Source organism: Mesorhizobium sp. B2-3-13 (assembly GCF_006442195.1).
Lineage (GTDB): Bacteria > Pseudomonadota > Alphaproteobacteria > Rhizobiales > Rhizobiaceae > Mesorhizobium > Mesorhizobium salmacidum.
The window spans coordinates 152,234-171,389 of record NZ_VFVQ01000010.1 but is presented as its reverse complement, the minus strand read 5'-3'; the positions used below and the strand labels follow the sequence as shown (position 1 = coordinate 171,389).

Sequence of the window (19,156 nt, the reverse complement as noted above, 5' to 3'; positions counted from 1 at the left end):
CATGCGCTGTCCCTATTGCCAGTCCGAAGATACGCAGGTGAAGGATTCGCGCCCCGCCGAGGACGGCGCGGCGATCCGCCGGCGGCGTGTCTGCCCCGATTGCGGCGGCCGTTTCACCACGTTCGAACGCGTGCAGTTGCGCGACCTCGTCGTGGTCAAGAAATCAGGGCGAAAAGTGCCGTTCGACCGCGACAAGCTGTTGCGCTCGGTCGAGATCGCGGTGCGCAAGCGCAACGTCGACCCCGAGCGCATCGATCGCGCCGTGACCGGCATCGTGCGCCAGCTCGAAAGTTCCGGCGAAACGGAAGTGGCTTCCGGCGAGGTCGGCCGGCTGGTCATGGATGCACTGAAGTCGCTCGACGATGTCGCCTATGTGCGCTTCGCCTCGGTCTATCGCAATTTCCGCGAGGCCAAGGATTTCCACGAGCTGCTCGGCGAGCTGAAGGGGGACGAGGAAAAGAGCGAAGAGGACGCCGGCTGAGCATGGCAGCACCGCAACGCAGCGAGGCCGAGCAAGCGGCCCTGGACCGCCGTTTCATGGCCGCTGCCTTGCGGCTATCGCGCAAGAACGCCGGTCGCACCTCGACCAATCCATCCGTCGGCACCATCATCGTGCGTGACGACGGCTCAGGCCCGATGATCGTGGGTACCGGCGTCACCGCGATTGGGGGCCGGCCGCACGCCGAGACCGAGGCGCTGGCGGAGGCCGGCGAACTCGCGCGGGGCGCCACCGCCTATGTCACGCTCGAGCCTTGCGCCCATCACGGCCGCACGCCGCCTTGCGCCAACGCGCTGGTCAACGCCGGCATCGCGTGTGTCGTGGGCGCTGCCAGCGATCCGGATCCGCGGGTCTCCGGCAAGGGCTATGCCATCCTGCGTGACGCCGGTGTCGAAGTGGTGGAAAAGGTCTTGGCCACCGAAGCTGCCGAACAGATGGCGGGCTATTTGATTCGCTCTCTGAGAAAACGCCCGGAAGTTATCCTGAAGCTTGCGCTTTCCAGCGACGGCAAGATCGGCATGGAAGGCGCCGGCCAGGTCGCGATAACAGGCGACATGGCGCGCCGCGAAGTCTACCTGATGCGCGCCGAGGCGGACGCCATCCTGGTTGGCGTCGGCACGGCGTTGGAAGATGATCCGGCGCTGACGGTGCGTTTGCCCGGACTGGAGAACCGTTCACCCGCACGCATCGTGCTCGACCGCCAGGCTAGGCTGCCGGAGGGCTCGAAGCTGGTGTCCGGTGTCGATCGCGTACCGCTTTATGTCGCGGCTTGCCTGGAGGCCGATCCGCAGCGCCGGGCGGCACTCGAACGCGCCGGCGTGCGCTTCATCGGCACGGAGACGCACGAGGGCGGCGTCGCATTACCCGAACTGCTCGAGGATGTGGCGGCGCTCGGCATGGCAAGCGTGCTGGTCGAGGGCGGTGCCAAGGTGGCGAGCGCTTTCCTAGCCGACGGGCTGGTCGACCGCATCGTGCTTTTCCAGGGACCGGAAGCGATCGGCGAAGACGGCATTGCATCGCCTGTCGATGCCGACCATATCCCGGCGGGTTTTCGCAAGCTGCGCGAGATGCGGTTCGGCGAAGACGGTTACGTCGAATGGATCAGGGATTTTCAGGGATAGCGATCGATGTTTACCGGGATTGTCACCGATATCGGCACCGTGGCCGCCGTCAAGCCGCTGCGGGAAGGGGTGGGGCTGCGCATCGACACCGTCTATGATCCCGGGACCATCGCCATTGGCGCCTCGATCTCCTGCGGCGGCGTCTGCCTGACGGTCACGGCGTTGCCCGACAGCGGCTCGAATGCGCGCTGGTTCGAGGTCGAGGCCTGGGAGGAGGCGCTCAGGCTGACGACGGCGGCGGGTTGGAAATCAGGTACCAGGATCAATCTGGAGCGGGCGCTGAAGATCGGCGACGAGCTCGGTGGCCACATCGTTTCGGGCCATGTCGACGGCACCGCCGGGATCGTCGAGCGCAGGGATGAGGGCGATGCGGTGCGCTTTACGCTGGACGCGCCGCGCCATCTGGCGAAATTCATCGCGCCGAAAGGCTCCGTCGCGCTCGACGGCACCTCGCTCACCGTCAACAGCGTCGCGGGCACCCGCTTCGACGTGCTGTTGATCCATCATTCGCTGACCGTCACTACCTGGGGCGAGCGCAAGACCGGCGACCGCGTCAATCTCGAGATCGACACCATGGCGCGCTACGCGGCGCGGCTGGCGGAGGCGGCGAAAGAGGGGCTTTGATAGCCTGCGGAACAGGCTGGCCCACGGCAATCCGATACGCCTCGGGCAATCTTCCGCTTGCGATCAAACCGGCTTCGGCCTAAGTCACCGGCGACCCCGGAGACATCTATGGCTGGCACATCCCAACACGGCAAGGCGTTCATTCGTCCCAAGACGAAGGCCCACCTTCTTGTTATCGAGGCGCGCTTTCACGACGACCTTGCCGACGCGCTGCTCGACGGCGCGACAAGCGCGCTCGATGAAGCGGGCGCGACTTACGACGTCGTCACTGTTCCCGGTTCGCTCGAAATTCCCGCGGTGATCACCTTCGCGCTCGACGGCATGGCCGAAGGCGGGACCGGCTATGACGGTTTTGTCGCGCTCGGCACCATTATCCGTGGCGATACCTATCATTTCGACATCGTCGCCAATGAATCCAGCCGTGCGCTCATGGACCTGTCCGTGCAGGACTCGGTCTGCATCGGCAACGGCATCCTGACCACCGAGAACGATGCACAGGCGTGGACGCGGGCCAAACGCTCGGAAGGCGACAAGGGCGGCTTTGCCGCGCGTGCGGCGCTGACCATGATCGCGCTGAAGGAACAATTGGGAGCGCGATCGTGAGCGAACCCGCTTCGCCAGGACAGCCCGCGGTTCGCCACGCCAACAAGCGCGGTGCTGCCCGTCTGGCCGCCGTGCAGGCGCTCTACCAGATGGATGTCGCCGGCAGTGGCGTGTTCGAGATCACCGCCGAGTACGAGGCGTTCCGCCTCGGCAAGGAAGTCGACGGCGCGCTCTATCGCGAGGCGGACGCGCAATGGTTTCGCGCTATCCTGACAGGCGTCGTAGAGAACCAGAAGACCATTGATCCAATTATCCGCCAGGCGCTGACCGACGACTGGCCGCTGTCGCGCCTCGATTCCACGCTGCGTGCCATTCTGCGCGCGGGCGTCTATGAGCTGATGAAGCGCGAGGACGTGCCTGTCGCGGTCATCGTCACTGAATATGTCGATATCGCCAAGGCCTTCTACGAGGAGGACGAGCCGAAGCTGGTCAACGCCGTGCTCGACCGTGTGTCGCGCCGTGTGCGTGGCGAGGGCCGCGGCAAGGACGCATCATGACGGCCATTGCCGTCGAGGCGGGCAAGGAGGCGCGGCGCACCGCGCTGATCCTAGCTGCCTCGCAGGCGATCATCGGTTCGGCCGCCCCCATCGCCATTTCCATGGGCGCGCTGGCCGGGCAATATCTGCTCGGCGCTGACAAATCCCTGGCGACGGCGCCGATCACCGGCTTCAATCTCGGCGTGGCGCTCGGCGCCTTGCCCGCGGCGGCCATCATCCGATGGCTCGGCCAGCGGGGCGGCTTCATGACCGGAACCGTCGTCACCGCGCTCGGTGGGCTGGTCGCCACCCTGGCATTGTTCCACGGCAGCTTCTGGCTGTTCGCGTTCGCGCTGCTTGTCATCGGCGTCGGCGGCGCCTTCGTCCAGCAGTTCCGCTTTGCCGCGGCCGACAACGCGCCGCCGGCGTTCAAGGCGCGCGCCATCTCGTTCGTGCTCGCCGGTGGCATCATCACCGCCATTCTCGGGCCGCAGATCGTCATCTTCACCCGCGAATTGTTTGCGCCTGTCATGTTTGCCGGTTCTTTCGCCTCGATCCTGCCGCTGGCGGCGGTCGGCGCCATCGTCCTTTCGTTTCTGCGCTTGCCGGCGAGGACCGCGAGCAAGGTGGACGTTGCCGACGGCGATGCCAGACCCCTTTTCGAAATCGTCACAAAGCCGCGTTTCGTAGCGGCGCTCTTCTGCGCCGTCGGCAGTTACGCGCTGATGAGCTTCGTCATGACCGGCGCGCCGCTCGCCATGGTTGGCTGCGGCCTGTCCGAGGACGATGCGACGCTGGGCATCTCCTGGCATGTCATGGCGATGTTCGGGCCAAGCTTCTTCACCGGCTCGCTGATCCATCGCTTCGGCGCCGAGCGCGTTGTCGCCACCGGCCTGCTGTTGCTGACCGGCTGTGCCGTCGTTGCCTTGTCGGGCCTGGCGCTGTGGCAATTCTGGACGGCGCTGATCCTGCTCGGCCTCGGCTGGAATTTCGCCTTCATCGGCGCCACCGCCATGGTGGCGGCCAGCTACAACCCGTCCGAAAAGGGCAAGGTGCAGGGCTTCCACGACTTTGTCCTGTTCGGCTCCGTCGCCTGCGCGTCGCTGATGTCGGGCATGGTCTACAACGCCTGGGGCTGGACGATGCTCAACTGGATGATCTTTCCTGTCGCCGCACTTTGCTTCGTGGCACTCGGCGCGCTGAAGATAACGAGCTTGCGGCCGGCCTGACGCCAATTTGAAAGTTATGCGTCCGGCGGCAGGACCTGAAGCACCCGCGCTATGAACATATGGAACTCAGCCATATAATTGCGCAGGAAGTCTTTGGTGGATTCAACCGTCACCTCGCCCTCATCCGTGATCAGCCCCGGCGTGAACTGGATATAAGCTTCGGGCGCATTCATCTGCGGCGAGTTGCAGAAACTCAGAACGCTGCGCAGGCTTTGTTGGGCGACGGCGGTCGCGATGGCGCCCGGCGATGTTCCGATGACGGCGGACGGTTTGCGCGCGAATGAATTCTTGCCGTAGGGGCGACTGGCCCAGTCGATTGCGTTCTTCAGTCCGCCGGGGATCGAGCGGTTGTACTCCGGGGTGACGAACAGCACGGCCTGGACGGAGGCGATCGCCTTTTTGAAAGCCTGGGCGGCCGGTGGGAAATTGGCGTCGTAATCGTAACTGTAGAGCGGCAGATCCTTGAAGCCGATTTCCGTCATTTCGAGCTCGGGAGGGGCAAGTTGAACGAGCGCCTTCGCGAGCTTGCGGTTGATGGATTCCCGGGCAAGGCTGCCGATGAGATAACCGACCTTGTGTATGGCCATGACACGCTCTCCCTGTTTGCCGCCCACCCCTCGCGGCATTATTCACCGGAAGGCGGCCGATCGCCAGCCCGCCGTTGCCGCCGCGCCGAAATCGGCGCGTTTGGAACAAAAATATTGCGCTGATCCGCCTTCTTATGAAACCGTATGCCCCGACTGGCCGTTGAAGCCATGCTCATATGCGCCCGCCGCATTCCGGTTCACAGCAAGGGGTTTTCACAATGTTTTCAGTCAAGGTTCTGGCCAGCGCCGCAATGGCGCTCGCCATCACGGCGGCTTCCGCGAGCGCTCAGGTCGTCGTCTCCTCGAAGATCGACACCGAGGGTGGCGTGCTCGGCAACATTATCCAGCTCGTCCTCAACGCCAACAACATCAAGACCACGGATCGCATCCAGCTCGGCGGCACGCCGGTGGTGCGCAAGGCGATCACCGCCGGCGAGATCGACATCTATCCCGAATACACCGGCAATGCCGCCTTCTTCTTCGAGAAGGCCGATGATCCCGCGTGGAAGGATGCCGCCAAGGCTTATGAGACGGCCAAGAAGCTCGACTACGACGCCAACAAGATCGTCTGGCTGTCACCGGCGCCGGCCAACAACACCTGGGCGATCGCCCTGCGCAAGGAAGTGACTGACGAGAACAAGCTCGTCACGCTGTCGGACTTCGGCAAATACGTCTCCGGCGGCGGCAAGGTGGTGCTGGCGGCCTCCGCCGAGTTCGTCAATTCGGCGGCAGCCCTTCCGGCCTTCCAGACCACCTATGGCTTCACGCTGAAGCCTGACCAGCTGATCACCCTCTCGGGTGGCGACACGGCAGCGACCATCGCCGCGGCCGCCAACCAGACCAGCGGCGCCAATGCCGCCATGGTCTACGGCACCGATGGCGGCATCGCGCCATCGGGCCTCGTCGTGTTGACCGACGACAAGGGCGTGCAGCCGGTCTACCAGCCGGCGCCGATCATCCGCGAATCCGTGCTGAAGGAGCACCCGGAGATCGAGACGCTGCTGAAGCCGGTGTTCGCCAAGCTCGATCTCGTCACGCTGCAGGAGCTCAATGGACGCGTGCAGGTCGGTGGCGAGCCGGTCAAGGGCGTCGCCGAGGACTTTTTGAAGAAGAACGGGTTCTTGAAATAGCTACGCGTCGATAAGTGACGTCAGTGCAAGGCAGACGCGCGTCATGACCATCCGCTTCGACAAACTCGGCGTGGTCATCGCCGCGCTCGCTGCTTACGCCGTGTTTCTCGCACCATTCGCCACCTTCCGCGCCAACCGCATCGTTCCCGGTCAGGCGCGCTCGATTCTCGAAGCTCTGCCGGCAATGACCGGTCCGCTGCTTTCGGCGATCCTCGTACTGGCCGCCCTTGTCGCCCTGTTCAGGACGCCGCTCATCTTGCGCCTTGCAGCCAGCGTCGTGGCGCTTGCCGCGCTGACGCTGCTCATCGGTGTCGCCGGCACATTCCTCACTCCGGCCGGCAATACCTTTGCCCGGGTTTCGCCGGCCTCCGGCTTCTGGATTCTCATCTTCGCCTTCACGCTTTTGCTCGCCGACGTGCTGACCAGGCTCAACCTGTCGCCCTGGGCGCGCGTCGGCGTGCTTGTCGTCGCGGCGCTGGCCATCGGTTTGCTGCTGATTTCGGGACGCTGGGACAGCCTCTCGATCCTCAAGGAGTATTCCAACCGCGCCGACAGCTTTTGGGCCGAAGGCTCCAAACATGTGACCCTGGCGCTCGGCTCATTGCTTGCCGCCGTGATCGTCGGCCTGCCGCTCGGCATCCTGTGCCATCGTGTCGAAAGCCTGCGGGCCGGCGTCCTCAACGTCTTGAACATCATCCAGACCATTCCTTCGATCGCGCTGTTCGGCCTGCTGATCGCGCCGCTTGGCTGGGTCGCAACCCATGTGCCGGGAGCCGCCGCGCTCGGCATCAGGGGCATCGGCACGGCACCCGCCTTCGTCGCGCTGTTTCTCTATTCGCTGCTGCCGGTGGTGGCCAACACCGTGGTCGGCCTTGCCGGCGTGCCGCGTGCCGCCAACGACGCGGCGCGGGGCGTGGGCATGACCGATCGCCAGCGCCTGTTCGGTGTCGAGTTTCCGCTGGCGTTTCCGGTGATCCTGACGGGCATCCGCATTGTCCTGGTGCAGAACATCGGCCTTGCCACCATCGCAGCGCTGATCGGCGGCGGCGGTTTTGGCGTCTTCGTGTTCCAGGGCGTCGGCCAGACGGCGATGGACCTGGTGCTGCTCGGCGCGGTGCCGACCGTGGCGCTCGCCTTCGCCGCCGCCATCATCCTCGACGCGGTAATCGAAATGACCGCCACCAAGCGCAGGGTTGAAACGGCATGATCGAGATCGAAGGCATCACCAAGCGCTATGACGCGACGACAGTCGTCGACAACGTCTCGATGGTCATCGAGCCGCGCACGGTTTGCGTCATTGTCGGCACTTCGGGTTCCGGCAAGACGACGCTGCTGCGCATGATCAATCGGCTGGTCGAACCAACCGCCGGCGTCGTCAAGCTCGACGGCGCCGACAATCGATCGGTGCCCGGTTACGAACTGCGGCGCAGCATCGGCTACGCAATCCAGGGCCACGGCCTGTTTCCGCATCGTACCGTGGCGCAGAACATCGCCACCGTGCCGGTGCTGCTTGGCTGGGACAAGGCCCGCATCAAGGCCCGCGTCGATGAACTGATGACGCTCTACCAGCTTGACCCCCGGGAATTCGGGCCGCGCTATCCGCACGAACTGTCCGGGGGCCAGCAGCAGCGCGTCGGCGTGGCCCGCGCGCTTGCCGCCGAGCCCAACGTTCTTTTGATGGATGAGCCGTTCGGCGCGCTCGACCCGATCATCCGCACCAAGGCGCAAGAGGATTTGCTGGCGATCCAGAAGCGCTTCGGCACCACCATCATCCTCGTTACCCATGACATGGAAGAGGCCGTGCACATGGGCGACAGGATCGCGGTCATGGATGCCGGCAAGCTCGTGCAATATGCAGGGCCGGCGGAGATCCTGGCGAAGCCGGCCAACGCTTTTGTCGAGACGCTGGTCGGCGCCAGCGAAAGGCCATTCAGGCTGCTGTCGCTGGGCCGGGTGCGCGATGCGGTGGAGCAGGGCGCCGCCGAAGGCGAGGCGATCCCCGGCGACGCCAGCCAGCGTGACGCGCTCGCGGAACTTCTCTGGTCCGGCAGGCCGGCGCTGCCGGTAAAGGGCACCGACGGCAAGCCGATCGGCCGCGTCACCGTGGATGGCCTGGTCAAGCGGGCGGCGAGGCCGTCATGAAAGCCTGGCTGCCTCTGCTGCTCAGGCTTGCGCTTGTGGTGTTGCTTGTTGCCTTCACCACCAGCCCGGGTTGGTTCGAGCCGTTGCTGAAGCCGCTGACCGAAAACAACGCTCCCGTCATCTACAATCAAGGCAGCCTGCTGACGCTGACGCTGCTGCATCTGCGCACCGTGTTGATCGCGACCGTCGCGGCCACCATCGTCGCTGTGGCGCTCGCCATCCTGGTCACCCGGCCCGCCGGCGCCGAATTCCTGCCGCTGTCGCGCAGCCTGGTCAATATCGGCCAGACCTTTCCGCCGGTGGCGGTGCTGGCGCTCGCCGTGCCGGCGGTGGGCTTCGGCGAGAAGCCGACGCTGATCGCGCTGTTTCTCTATGGTCTGCTGCCGATCTTCGAGAACGCGCTCACCGGACTGACGACGTTGCCGGCCAATGTCGTCGAGGCTGCGCGTGGCGCCGGCATGACCGGCTGGCAAAGGCTCACCAAGGTCGAACTGCCGCTCAGCGCGCCGATCATCCTTGGCGGTATCAGGCTGTCGGTGGTGATCAGCCTGGCCACGGCCACCATCGGCTCGACGGTGGCGGCCAGGACGCTCGGCGAGGTGATCATCGCCGGCTTGCTGTCGAACAATCTGGCCTTCATCCTGCAGGGCGGTCTGATCGTGGCGGCGCTTGCCGTGCTGATCTATGACGGACTGTCGGCCGTCGAGCGCTACGCGGCGCGGCGCATGGGCAGAGAGGCGGACTGACCCGTGCCCGATGGTCGGGACGATTTCAATCGATCTAACCGCCGAGAGATCGCGACGGACACTCGCCAGCATCGACTTTTGGGCGAAAGCCGCGCAAAAATCGAACCATATCTTGACGTTCGCAGCCCTGTTTCGCATACACCGATGCGAAGAGGGGGATTCCATGCACGGGATTCCGTCTTTGTCTCAACGGCCCAGGGAGGGGTTCTTTTGGGCCAACAATCGAGGAAAACCCGGCAATGACCATAATTTCCGCCGTCATCGCCTGCGGCTTGCTTTCTGTCCTTTACGCCATATGGGCGACACGTTCGGTCCTTGCGGCCGATCAGGGCAATGCACGCATGCAGGAAATTTCCGCAGCCATTCGCGAAGGCGCGCAAGCCTATCTGGCACGCCAGTACACCACCATCGCCATCGTCGGCGTCGTCGTGCTCCTCCTCGCCTGGTGGCTGCTGTCGATCACCGCCGCCATCGGCTTCCTGATCGGTGCCGTTCTGTCGGGCGCCGCCGGCTTCATCGGCATGCATGTTTCGGTGCGGGCCAATGTGCGTACCGCGCAAGCGGCTTCCAACAGCCTTGCCGCCGGTCTCGACATCGCCTTCAAGTCGGGCGCCATCACCGGCATGCTGGTTGCGGGCCTGGCCCTGCTTGGCGTTTCGATCTATTACCTCATCCTCACCCATTTCCTCGGCCTCCAGCCCAATGACCGCATCGTCATCGACTCGCTGGTCTCGCTCGGCTTCGGCGCTTCGCTGATCTCGATCTTCGCCCGTCTCGGCGGCGGCATTTTCACCAAGGGCGCCGATGTCGGCGGCGATCTGGTCGGCAAGGTCGAAGCCGGTATTCCGGAGGATGATCCGCGCAATCCGGCCACCATCGCCGACAATGTCGGCGACAATGTCGGCGACTGCGCCGGCATGGCCGCCGACCTGTTCGAGACCTATGCGGTGACGGTCGTCGCCACCATGGTTCTCGCCGCCATCTTCTTCGGCGGCACCGCTGTCCTCGGTGCGACAATGCTGTATCCGCTCGCCATCTGCGGCGCCTGCATCCTCACCTCGATCGTCGGCACCTTCTTCGTCAAGCTCGGCTCCAACGGCTCGATCATGGGCGCGCTCTACAAGGGCCTGATCGTGACCGGCCTTCTGTCGGTCGTTGGCCTCGGCGTCGCCACCTCGGCCACGCTCGGCTGGGGCGAGGTCGGCACCGTTGCCGGCATGACCATCACCGGCAAGAACCTGTTCATCTGCGGCCTCATCGGCCTTGTGGTGACCGGGTTGATCGTGGTGATCACCGAATACTACACCGGCACCAACAAGCGTCCGGTCAACTCGATCGCCCAGGCATCGGTGACCGGCCACGGCACCAACGTCATCCAGGGGCTGGCAGTCTCGCTGGAATCGACGGCGCTTCCGGCAATCGTCATCGTCGGCGGCATCATCGCCACCTACCAGCTCGGCGGTTTGTTCGGCACCGCGATTGCCGTCACCACCATGCTCGGCCTCGCCGGCATGATCGTGGCGCTCGACGCCTTCGGCCCGGTCACCGACAATGCCGGCGGCATTGCCGAAATGGCTGGCCTGCCCAAGGAAGTGCGTCACTCCACCGACGCGCTCGATGCGGTCGGCAACACCACCAAGGCGGTGACCAAGGGCTACGCCATCGGTTCGGCCGGTCTCGGCGCGCTGGTGCTGTTCGCGGCCTATTCGAACGACCTGAAGTTCTTTGCCGCCAATGGCGACAAATATCCCTACTTCCAGGGCATGGGCGAAATCTCCTTCGATCTCTCCAATCCTTACGTGGTCGCCGGCCTGATCTTCGGCGGCCTCATTCCCTACCTGTTCGGCGGTATCGCCATGACGGCCGTCGGCCGCGCGGCGGGCGCCATCGTCGAGGAGGTGCGCAAGCAGTTCCGCGAGGATCCGGGCATCATGGCCGGCACCTCGAAGCCGAACTACGCGCGTGCGGTCGATCTCCTGACCAAGGCGGCGATCCGGGAGATGATCATCCCGTCGCTGCTGCCGGTGCTGGCGCCGCTCGTCGTCTATTTCGGCGTGCTGTTGATCTCGGGCTCGAAGGCGTCCGCCTTCGCCGCGCTCGGCGCCTCGCTCCTTGGCGTCATCGTCAATGGCCTGTTCGTCGCGATCTCGATGACTTCGGGCGGTGGCGCCTGGGACAACGCAAAGAAGTCGTTCGAGGACGGTTTCACCGACAAGAACGGCGTCAAGCACCTGAAGGGTTCCGAGGCGCACAAGGCTTCGGTGACCGGCGATACAGTCGGCGATCCCTACAAGGACACCGCCGGCCCTGCGGTCAACCCGGCGATCAAGATCACCAACATCGTGGCACTCTTGCTGCTGGCCGTGCTCGCGCACGGCTGAACGGCAACGATTGAATCTGAAAATCCGCGGGAGCGATCCCGCGGATTTTTCATTTGATGGGTTGCTGCGACCAGGAACGGGATTTCGTGTCTCGCCGGTTGTCACAAAATTTCAGCATTTCATCCTGTCACGGTCTGCCGGTCGGGTGTCCCCGTCGTCGTCCAGCCATCCGGCATCGCACGGTCGTCACTGCTCATGTCCAAGCTCCCCAGCTTGGCGGTTTGATACGGGTTTTCCCCACCACTGGCGAGCCGGACCGGCCAAACAAAAACCCGTGGGATCGCTCCCACGGGTTTTCGATCGCCTGAGACATTTCTGTTCCCCAAAGTCAGGGAAGCAGGATCTAGGGAAGCAGGAATCTAAGGATCAGGGGGTGCCGCCGGGAATGCTGGGCGCCAGCTTGCTCGCGCCGTTGATGATCTGGCTGAGGAAGTTCTGGTCCTTGCCGCCGGTCGGCGTGGTGCGCGAAATGAAGTCGAAAATCTTACCGTCCTTCAAGCCGTATTTGGCGATCTGGGTGACGCGGCTGTCCGGGCCGAAATAGACCGCCAGCACCTTCTGGTCGACCAGCCTCGGCTTGTCGAAGGCGACGTAGCGCTTGCGCGTCTGCGAGATATAGTAAAACGCCTCGTTGTCGAAAGTCGCCGTGGTTGACGGCGTGCCGAGCGCCAGAAGCACCTGCTCGCGGCTGGAACCGACCGGCACAGAATCGATCGCCTGCTGATCGAGGACGTAGCCTTGCGTGAACGTCTCGCTCGGACTGAGGTCGCCGATCATCTTATTGGTGTGGCATGCAGACAGCGCCGCTACGATAGCCAGCAGCGAGATCGCACCGGCAGGCCTGAAAGTGAAAGTCGACTTGAAATTCAGCGCGCGCAACAACAATTCTCCATTCCATCGCCGCAACTTGCGCTGGGCCGCAAAACCGGTAAACCAGCTTGCTTGCCGATGCAACAAGGCCAATTCAACAAACGGTCCCCGGAGACCATCCCCATGTTCCAGCGCCTTTTTGGCCGCGAACGCCACGCCAACCGCACCATCACCGACGCGCTCTACGCACAAATCGTGGCGGCGGCGCGGCAGATTGTTTTTTATTCCCACTGGAATGTGCCTGACACGCCGCTTGGCCGTTTCGAGATGCTTTCGCTGCACATGTTCCTGGTCCAGCACCGCTTGCGCGGCGAGGACGGCGTGGCGCAGGACATCGCGCAGGTGCTGATCGACGAGTTCTTCCTCGACGTCGATCATTCGCTGCGGGAACTGGGCATTGGCGACGTCGGCGTGCCAAAACGCATGAAGAAACTGGCGAAGATGTTCTATGGCCGCACCGCCGCCTATGATGATGCGCTGGAACGAAACGATCATGATAGTCTGACCGCGGCACTTACCCGTAATGTCCGTCCCGACGCCGGCGCTTGGCCGGAAGCGTCGCGTTTGGCCGGGTATGTCGCCGACGCCAGCCGGCAGCTGAGTGCTCAGCCGACCGAATCGATCGTTGGCGGCACTGTGGCATTTCCAGGGGCCAACGGAGGCTAATCGATGAAACACGCGGATATGCAGAGTCCGGTATCCTTTTTCGCCAATGTCGCCCGGCTGCCGCAAAAGGGGCTGCCCGTGGTGATCGAGGCCGATCCCGCGCAGCGCGCCGCACTCGCCGAGGCGCACGGGCTGCTGTCGGTCGAAGCCTATCGCGCCGAACTGCTCGTTACGTCGTGGAAGCGCAATGGCGTTAAGGTCAGCGGCCGTGTCGAGGCAGACATCACCCAGGCCTGCATCGTCACGCTCGACCCCGTCCAGGCGCATATCGACGAACCGGTCGAGGCACTGCTCTTGCCTGAGGACTCCAAGCTCGGACGGCAGGGATTCGAAAGCGCCGGCGAGATTCTGCTCGACGCCGACGGGCCCGACAGTCCCGAGACATTTTCAGGCGACACCATCGATGTCGGGGCGCTTGCCGAACAGTTCTTCGGATTGGCGATCGACCCCTATCCGCGCAAGCCCGGCGCCTCGCTTGGTGCCGGTGACGACACCGGATCGGCCGAGAATGAATTTCAGCAAAAACTGCGATCCTTGCTGGGAAAATCCTGAAAACCTCGCCCGCGACGGAAAAGTCGGTTGTGCGGCAGCCTAAAACCGCTATTTTCGCCGAACCTTTGCGACCGCTAAAACGACTTGCCGCCTAACCGTGAGATGAATACCGCGTGATCAGGATTTCCATCGATGCCATGGGCGGCGATCACGGACCAACCGTGGTCATTCCAGCGCTCATGACGGTCGCGACCCGCCGTCCCGACATCCGCTTCGTCATCTATGGACGTGAGGAACTGGTGCGCCCGGAACTCGCCAAGTTTCCCAAATTGGCTGAGGTCAGCGAGTTCTTCCACTGCGAGATCGCGGTCAGGATGGACGACAAACCGAGCCAGGCGCTGCGCCATGGCCGCTGGAAATCGTCTATGTGGAAAGCAGTCGAGGCCGTCAAGTCGGGCGCCGCGGATGCATGCATCTCCGCCGGCAATACCGGCGCGCTGATGGCGATGTCGAAATTCTGCCTGCGCACCATGGCCACCATCGAACGTCCGGCGATTGCGGCATTGTGGCCGACATTGCGTGGCGAGAGCGTGGTTCTGGACGTGGGCGCCACCATTGGCGCCGACGCGCACCAGCTCATCGATTTTGCCATTCTCGGCACCGGCATGGCGCGTTGCGTATTCGGCGTCGCCAGGCCCACGGTCGGGCTGCTCAATGTCGGCGTGGAAGAGATCAAGGGCCAGGAGGAGGTCAAGGAAGCGGGGCGCATGTTGCGTGAAGCCAACATGGCCTCGATGAACTACCATGGCTTTGTCGAAGGCGACGACATCGGCAAGGGCACGGTCGACGTTGTGGTGACGGAAGGCTTCGCCGGCAACATCGCGCTGAAGACGGCGGAAGGCACCGCGCGCCAGATAGGTGGCTATCTGCGCGCCGCGATGAGCCGCACCCTGATGGCCAAGATCGGCTATGTCTTCGCCAAGGGCGCCTTCGACCGCCTGCGCGAAAAGATGGATGTCGGCCGCTCGAATGGCGGCGTGTTCCTGGGGCTGAATGGCATCGTCGTCAAAAGCCATGGCGGCGCCGATTCGGACGGTTTCGCCGCGGCGATCGAACTCGGCTACGACATGGTGCGCAACAATCTGCTCGACCGCATCGAGGCCGACCTCGATCTGTTTCATGCGCGCAACCCGCATGCCCTGACATCTAGGAAATCCGACGTCGTTACCGACGCAAAGGAATAGGAAAGAATTTTGATCAGATCAGTTGTGCGCGGCACGGGCGCCGCGCTGCCCCGCCGCATCATGAAGAATGCCGATTTTGAAGGCATGGTCGAGACGTCCGACGAGTGGATCGCCCAGCGCACCGGCATCCGCCAGCGCCATATCGCGGCTGACGACGAGACGACGGCTTCCCTTGGCGAGGCCGCGGCGCGCGCCGCGCTTGCCGATGCCGGATTGACCCCGTACGATATCGATCTGATCGTGCTGGCGACCTCGACGCCCAACAACACGTTCCCCGCCACCGCCGTCGAGATCCAGAACCGGCTCGGCATGCAGCACGGTTTTGCCTTCGACATGCAGGCGGTATGTTCAGGCTTCGTCTATGCGGTGACGACAGCCGACCTCTATATCCGCGGCGGCTTGGCAAAGCGCGTGCTGGTGATCGGCTCGGAAACCTTTTCGCGCATCCTCGACTGGAGCGATCGCTCGACCTGTGTGCTGTTTGGCGACGGCGCCGGTGCGGTCGTTCTGGAGGCAGGCGAGGGGGCCGGCACGATCGCCGACCGGGGCGTCCTGGCGGCCAGCCTGCGTTCCGACGGCGCGCACAAGGAGAAGCTTTTCGTCGATGGCGGGCCGTCGACGACGGGAACAGTCGGCCATCTGCGCATGGAAGGCCGCGAGGTCTTCAAGCACGCGGTCGGCATGATCACCGATGTCATTGAGACGACCTTCTCGGCCGCTGGTATTACCGCCGACGATCTTGACTGGTTCGTGCCCCACCAAGCCAATAAACGGATTATTGACGCTTCAGCAAAAAAGCTTGGGATAGCCGAGCAAAAGGTGGTGGTCACCGTCGATTTGCACGGTAACACCTCGGCTGCTTCCGTACCGCTGGCGCTGTCGGTGGCCGTCGCCGACGGCCGCATCAAGAAGGGTGACCTGGTGCTCCTGGAGGCGATGGGCGGCGGCTTCACCTGGGGCGCCGTTCTGGTTCGCTGGTAAGTGGAGAACGGTCCGGTTTCGGTCCTTGACCTTGCCGGATCAATTACTTAGGCTCTGCCGTTGTTGTGCCGATTTTACGCTTGAACTGATGGGACGGTCGCATGGGGGGAAAAACACTTACGCGCGCCGACCTGGCCGAGGCCGTCTACCGGAAGGTCGGTTTGTCGCGCACTGAATCCGCCGAACTCGTCGAGGCGGTACTGGACGAAATATGTGAAGCGATCGTGCGCGGCGAGACGGTTAAGCTGTCGTCCTTCGCGACGTTTCATGTCCGCTCCAAGAATGAGCGCATCGGACGCAATCCAAAGACCGGCGAGGAAGTACCGATCCTGCCGCGCCGGGTGATGACCTTCAAATCGTCCAACGTGTTGAAGAACCGCATTTTGCGTTCTCACCAGAACAGCAAGGCCAAGGGCGGTAAATAGCCTCCATTGCACGGTTGAAAAACCGACCCGCCGAAACAGCGGGCTTGAATATTGCTTCACAAACCGCTGAAATAAGGCCCGATTCGGCAGCATGGCCGGATTGGTGTTCTGGCGTATGATCGATTCCGCGCTGGCGGAACAAGCTCTTCTTCGTTGAGCGTGATCTCGTCTGAAGACCGTTCCGGGCCACGCTCCAGCGTGAGGATTTCGCCCATGGACAAGAGCCCTGACGCCTTCCGCACCATCAGCGAGGTCGCGGAAGATCTCGACCTGCCGCAGCATGTGCTGCGTTTCTGGGAGACGCGCTTCAACCAGATCAAGCCGATGAAGCGCGGCGGCGGCCGTCGCTATTACCGGCCGCAGGATGTCGAACTGATCAAGGGCATCCGCCATATGCTGTATGACCAGGGCTACACCATCAAGGGCGTGCAGAAGCTGCTGCGCGAAAACGGCAATCATTTCCTGGTCGCTATCGGCAATGGCGACATGGCCGCCGTCGAGGCGATTTCGCAACGCAAGCAGGCCGACCAGGTGCCGCTGACGCCGGCATCCCAGCCGCGCGGCGGAGATGACGAACTGGTTGGCCAGCCAAGGGTCAAGCCCAGCCGCCGCTTTTTCGGCCTGGGCAAGAGCGACGAGGAAGGTCCGGTTGCGCCGGACGCGTCGAAACTCTCGCGTGACAATCGCGCGCTGCTGCAGGAGGCGTTGTTCGACCTCCTGGAATGCAAGCGCCTGCTTGACCAGGTGCGCTGACCCCGGGGGGCCAGTGCCTTCGACGCGTCGAAAACCGGAACCGGCGGTCGGGTGAGGCGTTACGTTTCCTTCTGCAAGACAAGGAAACGCATGATGGCATCATATTCAACCCTGTCGGACATCGACCTCGAAAAGCAGGTCGCGGCTCTCTCGAGGGAACTCGCGGCGTTGCGCAAGGCAGTGTCAAAGCGGGGTGGCGCTTATTATGGAGACGGCCGTGATGCTGCTCTTGATACATATTCGGATCTTGCGGAGCGCCTGCGCGATGCCATGCCGGCAATCCGCAAACAGGGCAGGGTGATTGAGAAATCGGCACGCGACCATCCGGCGGCCGCCGTCGCGGTCGGCCTTGTCGTGCTCGGCCTGGCCGCCAGCCTGCTGTTCAGCCGGCGCTGACCGCTACCCCGGCACAAGGGGAACTCGCCTATCCACGGACGCCATTCCCTTGTTGTCGCTAGCTGGACTGGCGCTGCTATCCGGCGACAGTTCGAGTACCGGTCGTCCGGCTTGGCATTGCTGACCAGGAGAAGACCAGCCTTGAACAAGAAACCAAGGCCGGTCTTCTCGTTGGCGGTCTGCTTAGGCCTTGTTGCCCATCTTCTTCATGTGGTGATGATGATGATGGTGATAGCGGTGATGGTAACGATGATGGTAGTGGTGACGGTGGTGATGATGCTTTGCCATTGGGGCTGCGTTCGCGCTCGTCGCGCCGACCACCGGCACCGCGAAAGCGATTGCTGCTGCAAGCCCGAGGGCCGAGAGGAGGGACTTCTTCATTGGATCGTTTCCTTTTTTCGCAGGCAGGTATCAATCGGGCCGATATCCCGACCGCCGCGAATGGAATTACGCTCCTGATTTTTTTCCTCAGTATTTCCCGATTGTAGAATCTTTTTTCTGAACTGTTTCCGAGGAAACCGGCTTCCTGCTCGATAATCGCCAGGGCCGAAAGCCGGCTGTTTTGGCCTACATCGGCGGGATCACACCATTGTTGCCCACCACGACGCGGCTGGCGCTGAGCGTGCCGTCAGCCTCGCGCTGCCCGGTAACGAAAACGGTCGCGCTTGGCTTGAGATCGGTCGGCGCGGCCGGCGCGAAGGTCACGACAGGCGTGCCGTCGGGTATGGAGATCTTCTTCGTCCGCCCGTTGTCGTAGGTTAGCGTCACGGCCCGCCCGTTTATGTCGGTGACGTCGGCGACGGTTCCGTTGGTCATGCGGCTGTTCGGCTCCAGGTCCCAGGGGCGGTCACCCTCGCCAGTGCCTTTCAAAGCCGCGGGAAAGACCACCACTTCGAGCGCGCCGCTGCCGCCGTCAGCCTTGGAGACAGAGGCGATGCCGAGGAAATCGCCCTGCTTGATGTCTTTTAGCGATGCGCTTGCGACGCCTGAAAGCTTCCAGCCGTCTTTCAGTTTGATGGCGGAAGTATCGCCCTGACGAGTTTTCACGGTCAGCAGCGACGGCTCGAAGCTGACCACGGTGCCGCGCACGCGCAATGTGTCCGCGGCCTGCGCGCTGGGCACAGCGACGCCGGAAAGCATCGAAATCGTGCCGAGCACGAGGAGGGGTGTCTTGAGGTTCATGGGTGTCCTTTTGGGAAAGACTGGCTGGAAAGGGATGGTTTCACGCCAGCGACATCGAGATAACGAACGGGTGGGGCGAAACTGCCGGGCAAAAGCCGCTCGGGCGTTCAAAACAACTTGATCGGGACAGGGCTAGGCAGCGCTTGGCAAATCGCCGGCGAGAGGGCATCTTCCTGCTCGTCTCAGGCAACATCCATTTTGATCAAACGCTTTCAGCCAACGGAGTTGCCAATGCCCAAAAATGCAAAAAGCCACGCCCTCTCCGAACCATTAGCAAACGAGATCGGGCCAGATTACAACACCCTCAGGGCAATGCGGGAAACGCGCGGATACAGCCTCGAAGCGCTTTCGCTGACCTGCGGCCTCTCGGTCGACGAGATCGAGGACATCGAGAGCGGCCGGGCGGCCGACCCGGCGAAGCTGCGTCGTATCGCGTCCGCGCTTCGTTTGCCCCAGGACGCTTCCCTTGCTTCCGCCGCACCGACGCTGGCCGCACAAGGCCGGCCTCAGGCATAGATCGGCGACCGGCATGCGCAAGAAACCCGCCAAGGCCTGCTTGGCGGGTTTCTTGTTGACGCCATGGCGTTCTCCGGCAGGCCGGGCTTGCCG

At 63.4% G+C, this 19,156-nt stretch carries 23 protein-coding genes; 19 read left to right on the top strand and 4 right to left on the bottom strand.

The window, feature by feature from the left end; genetic code table 11:
• Nucleotide 1 precedes the first annotated feature (1 nt).
• The 6 genes from nrdR to FJ941_RS14540 all read left to right on the top strand — a co-directional run bounded on the left by nrdR (nucleotide 2) and on the right by FJ941_RS14540 (nucleotide 4,552).
• The gene (gene nrdR, locus FJ941_RS14565; RefSeq protein WP_015318247.1) at nucleotides 2-481 is read left to right on the top strand and encodes a transcriptional regulator NrdR; all 480 of its coding nucleotides are present in this window, start codon (nucleotides 2-4) and stop codon (nucleotides 479-481) included.
• A gap of 2 nt (nucleotides 482-483) precedes the next feature.
• Nucleotides 484-1,620, top strand: a complete 1,137-nt coding sequence (gene ribD / locus FJ941_RS14560) for a bifunctional diaminohydroxyphosphoribosylaminopyrimidine deaminase/5-amino-6-(5-phosphoribosylamino)uracil reductase RibD (protein ID WP_140506515.1) — start codon at nucleotides 484-486, stop codon at nucleotides 1,618-1,620.
• A 6-nt stretch (nucleotides 1,621-1,626) separates the two neighbouring features.
• Nucleotides 1,627-2,244, top strand: coding sequence for a riboflavin synthase (locus FJ941_RS14555; RefSeq protein ID WP_140506513.1), 618 nt, complete (start codon nucleotides 1,627-1,629; stop codon nucleotides 2,242-2,244).
• A 108-nt stretch (nucleotides 2,245-2,352) separates the two neighbouring features.
• Nucleotides 2,353-2,847, top strand: coding sequence for a 6,7-dimethyl-8-ribityllumazine synthase (gene ribH / locus FJ941_RS14550; protein ID WP_140506511.1), 495 nt, complete (start codon nucleotides 2,353-2,355; stop codon nucleotides 2,845-2,847).
• Entirely contained in the window at nucleotides 2,844-3,344 is a 501-nt protein-coding gene (gene nusB / locus FJ941_RS14545; RefSeq protein ID WP_015318243.1) for a transcription antitermination factor NusB, read from the top strand. The genes ribH and nusB overlap by 4 nt, the downstream gene beginning before the upstream one ends.
• Nucleotides 3,341-4,552 carry an MFS transporter gene (locus tag FJ941_RS14540; protein WP_140506509.1) on the top strand — a complete coding sequence of 404 codons (1,212 nt, stop codon included), beginning with the start codon at nucleotides 3,341-3,343 and terminating at the stop codon, nucleotides 4,550-4,552. Before nusB ends, FJ941_RS14540 begins: the two co-directional genes overlap by 4 nt.
• Before the next feature lie 14 nt (nucleotides 4,553-4,566).
• On the opposite strand, the gene FJ941_RS14535 is transcribed toward FJ941_RS14540, so the two are convergent.
• Nucleotides 4,567-5,139 carry an NADPH-dependent FMN reductase gene (locus tag FJ941_RS14535; RefSeq protein ID WP_140506581.1) on the bottom strand — a complete coding sequence of 191 codons (573 nt, stop codon included), beginning with the start codon at nucleotides 5,137-5,139 and terminating at the stop codon, nucleotides 4,567-4,569.
• Between the two features lie 251 nt (nucleotides 5,140-5,390).
• Here FJ941_RS14535 and FJ941_RS14530 point away from each other — a divergent pair, with 251 nt between their 5' ends.
• The 5 genes from FJ941_RS14530 (at nucleotide 5,391) to FJ941_RS14510 (ending at nucleotide 11,538) form a co-directional block, all read left to right on the top strand.
• Nucleotides 5,391-6,269 (top strand): ABC transporter substrate-binding protein, encoded by an 879-nt coding sequence (locus tag FJ941_RS14530; RefSeq protein ID WP_246673832.1) that lies wholly within the window; start codon nucleotides 5,391-5,393, stop codon nucleotides 6,267-6,269.
• A gap of 43 nt (nucleotides 6,270-6,312) precedes the next feature.
• Nucleotides 6,313-7,476: an ABC transporter permease gene (locus tag FJ941_RS14525; protein WP_140506505.1), complete on the top strand. Its 1,164-nt coding sequence runs from the start codon at nucleotides 6,313-6,315 to the stop codon at nucleotides 7,474-7,476.
• Nucleotides 7,473-8,411 (top strand): ABC transporter ATP-binding protein, encoded by a 939-nt coding sequence (locus FJ941_RS14520; RefSeq protein WP_140506503.1) that lies wholly within the window; start codon nucleotides 7,473-7,475, stop codon nucleotides 8,409-8,411. Before FJ941_RS14525 ends, FJ941_RS14520 begins: the two co-directional genes overlap by 4 nt.
• Nucleotides 8,408-9,157: an ABC transporter permease gene (locus tag FJ941_RS14515; RefSeq protein ID WP_140506501.1), complete on the top strand. Its 750-nt coding sequence runs from the start codon at nucleotides 8,408-8,410 to the stop codon at nucleotides 9,155-9,157. The genes FJ941_RS14520 and FJ941_RS14515 overlap by 4 nt, the downstream gene beginning before the upstream one ends.
• A 239-nt stretch (nucleotides 9,158-9,396) precedes the next feature.
• Nucleotides 9,397-11,538, top strand: coding sequence for a sodium-translocating pyrophosphatase (locus FJ941_RS14510; RefSeq protein ID WP_140506499.1), 2,142 nt, complete (start codon nucleotides 9,397-9,399; stop codon nucleotides 11,536-11,538).
• Nucleotides 11,539-11,904: 366 nt separating this feature from the next.
• On the opposite strand, the gene FJ941_RS14500 is transcribed toward FJ941_RS14510, so the two are convergent.
• Entirely contained in the window at nucleotides 11,905-12,417 is a 513-nt protein-coding gene (locus FJ941_RS14500) for an outer membrane protein assembly factor BamE (RefSeq protein WP_140506497.1), read from the bottom strand.
• Between the two features lie 114 nt (nucleotides 12,418-12,531).
• Here FJ941_RS14500 and FJ941_RS14495 point away from each other — a divergent pair, with 114 nt between their 5' ends.
• From FJ941_RS14495 to FJ941_RS14465, 7 genes are all read left to right on the top strand, one after another.
• A complete protein-coding gene (locus FJ941_RS14495; RefSeq protein ID WP_140506495.1) occupies nucleotides 12,532-13,074 on the top strand; it encodes a ubiquinol-cytochrome C chaperone family protein in 543 nt (180 codons plus the stop codon).
• Nucleotides 13,075-13,077: 3 nt separating this feature from the next.
• Nucleotides 13,078-13,626, top strand: coding sequence for a DUF177 domain-containing protein (locus FJ941_RS14490; RefSeq protein WP_140506493.1), 549 nt, complete (start codon nucleotides 13,078-13,080; stop codon nucleotides 13,624-13,626).
• A 113-nt stretch (nucleotides 13,627-13,739) separates the two neighbouring features.
• Entirely contained in the window at nucleotides 13,740-14,810 is a 1,071-nt protein-coding gene (gene plsX, locus FJ941_RS14485) for a phosphate acyltransferase PlsX (protein WP_140506491.1), read from the top strand.
• A gap of 9 nt (nucleotides 14,811-14,819) precedes the next feature.
• Nucleotides 14,820-15,791: a beta-ketoacyl-ACP synthase III gene (locus tag FJ941_RS14480; protein ID WP_140506490.1), complete on the top strand. Its 972-nt coding sequence runs from the start codon at nucleotides 14,820-14,822 to the stop codon at nucleotides 15,789-15,791.
• A 101-nt stretch (nucleotides 15,792-15,892) separates the two neighbouring features.
• Nucleotides 15,893-16,216, top strand: a complete 324-nt coding sequence (locus FJ941_RS14475) for an integration host factor subunit alpha (RefSeq protein ID WP_010915609.1) — start codon at nucleotides 15,893-15,895, stop codon at nucleotides 16,214-16,216.
• 213 nt (nucleotides 16,217-16,429) lie between these two features.
• A complete protein-coding gene (locus FJ941_RS14470) occupies nucleotides 16,430-16,969 on the top strand; it encodes a MerR family transcriptional regulator (protein WP_027143593.1) in 540 nt (179 codons plus the stop codon).
• A gap of 93 nt (nucleotides 16,970-17,062) precedes the next feature.
• On the top strand, nucleotides 17,063-17,365 hold the full coding sequence (locus FJ941_RS14465) for a hypothetical protein (RefSeq protein ID WP_140506488.1): 303 nt from the start codon (nucleotides 17,063-17,065) through the stop codon (nucleotides 17,363-17,365).
• A gap of 183 nt (nucleotides 17,366-17,548) precedes the next feature.
• Here the strand turns inward: FJ941_RS14465 and FJ941_RS14460 are convergent, their stop codons facing one another.
• Together FJ941_RS14460 and FJ941_RS14455 are read right to left on the bottom strand one after the other, a co-directional pair.
• Nucleotides 17,549-17,746 carry a hypothetical protein gene (locus tag FJ941_RS14460; protein WP_140506487.1) on the bottom strand — a complete coding sequence of 66 codons (198 nt, stop codon included), beginning with the start codon at nucleotides 17,744-17,746 and terminating at the stop codon, nucleotides 17,549-17,551.
• 186 nt (nucleotides 17,747-17,932) lie between these two features.
• Nucleotides 17,933-18,547, bottom strand: coding sequence for a hypothetical protein (locus FJ941_RS14455; RefSeq protein ID WP_140506485.1), 615 nt, complete (start codon nucleotides 18,545-18,547; stop codon nucleotides 17,933-17,935).
• A gap of 231 nt (nucleotides 18,548-18,778) precedes the next feature.
• Between FJ941_RS14455 and FJ941_RS14450 the strand changes: the two genes are divergently transcribed.
• Nucleotides 18,779-19,063 carry a helix-turn-helix transcriptional regulator gene (locus FJ941_RS14450; protein WP_140506483.1) on the top strand — a complete coding sequence of 95 codons (285 nt, stop codon included), beginning with the start codon at nucleotides 18,779-18,781 and terminating at the stop codon, nucleotides 19,061-19,063.
• Nucleotides 19,064-19,156: the final 93 nt, after the last annotated feature.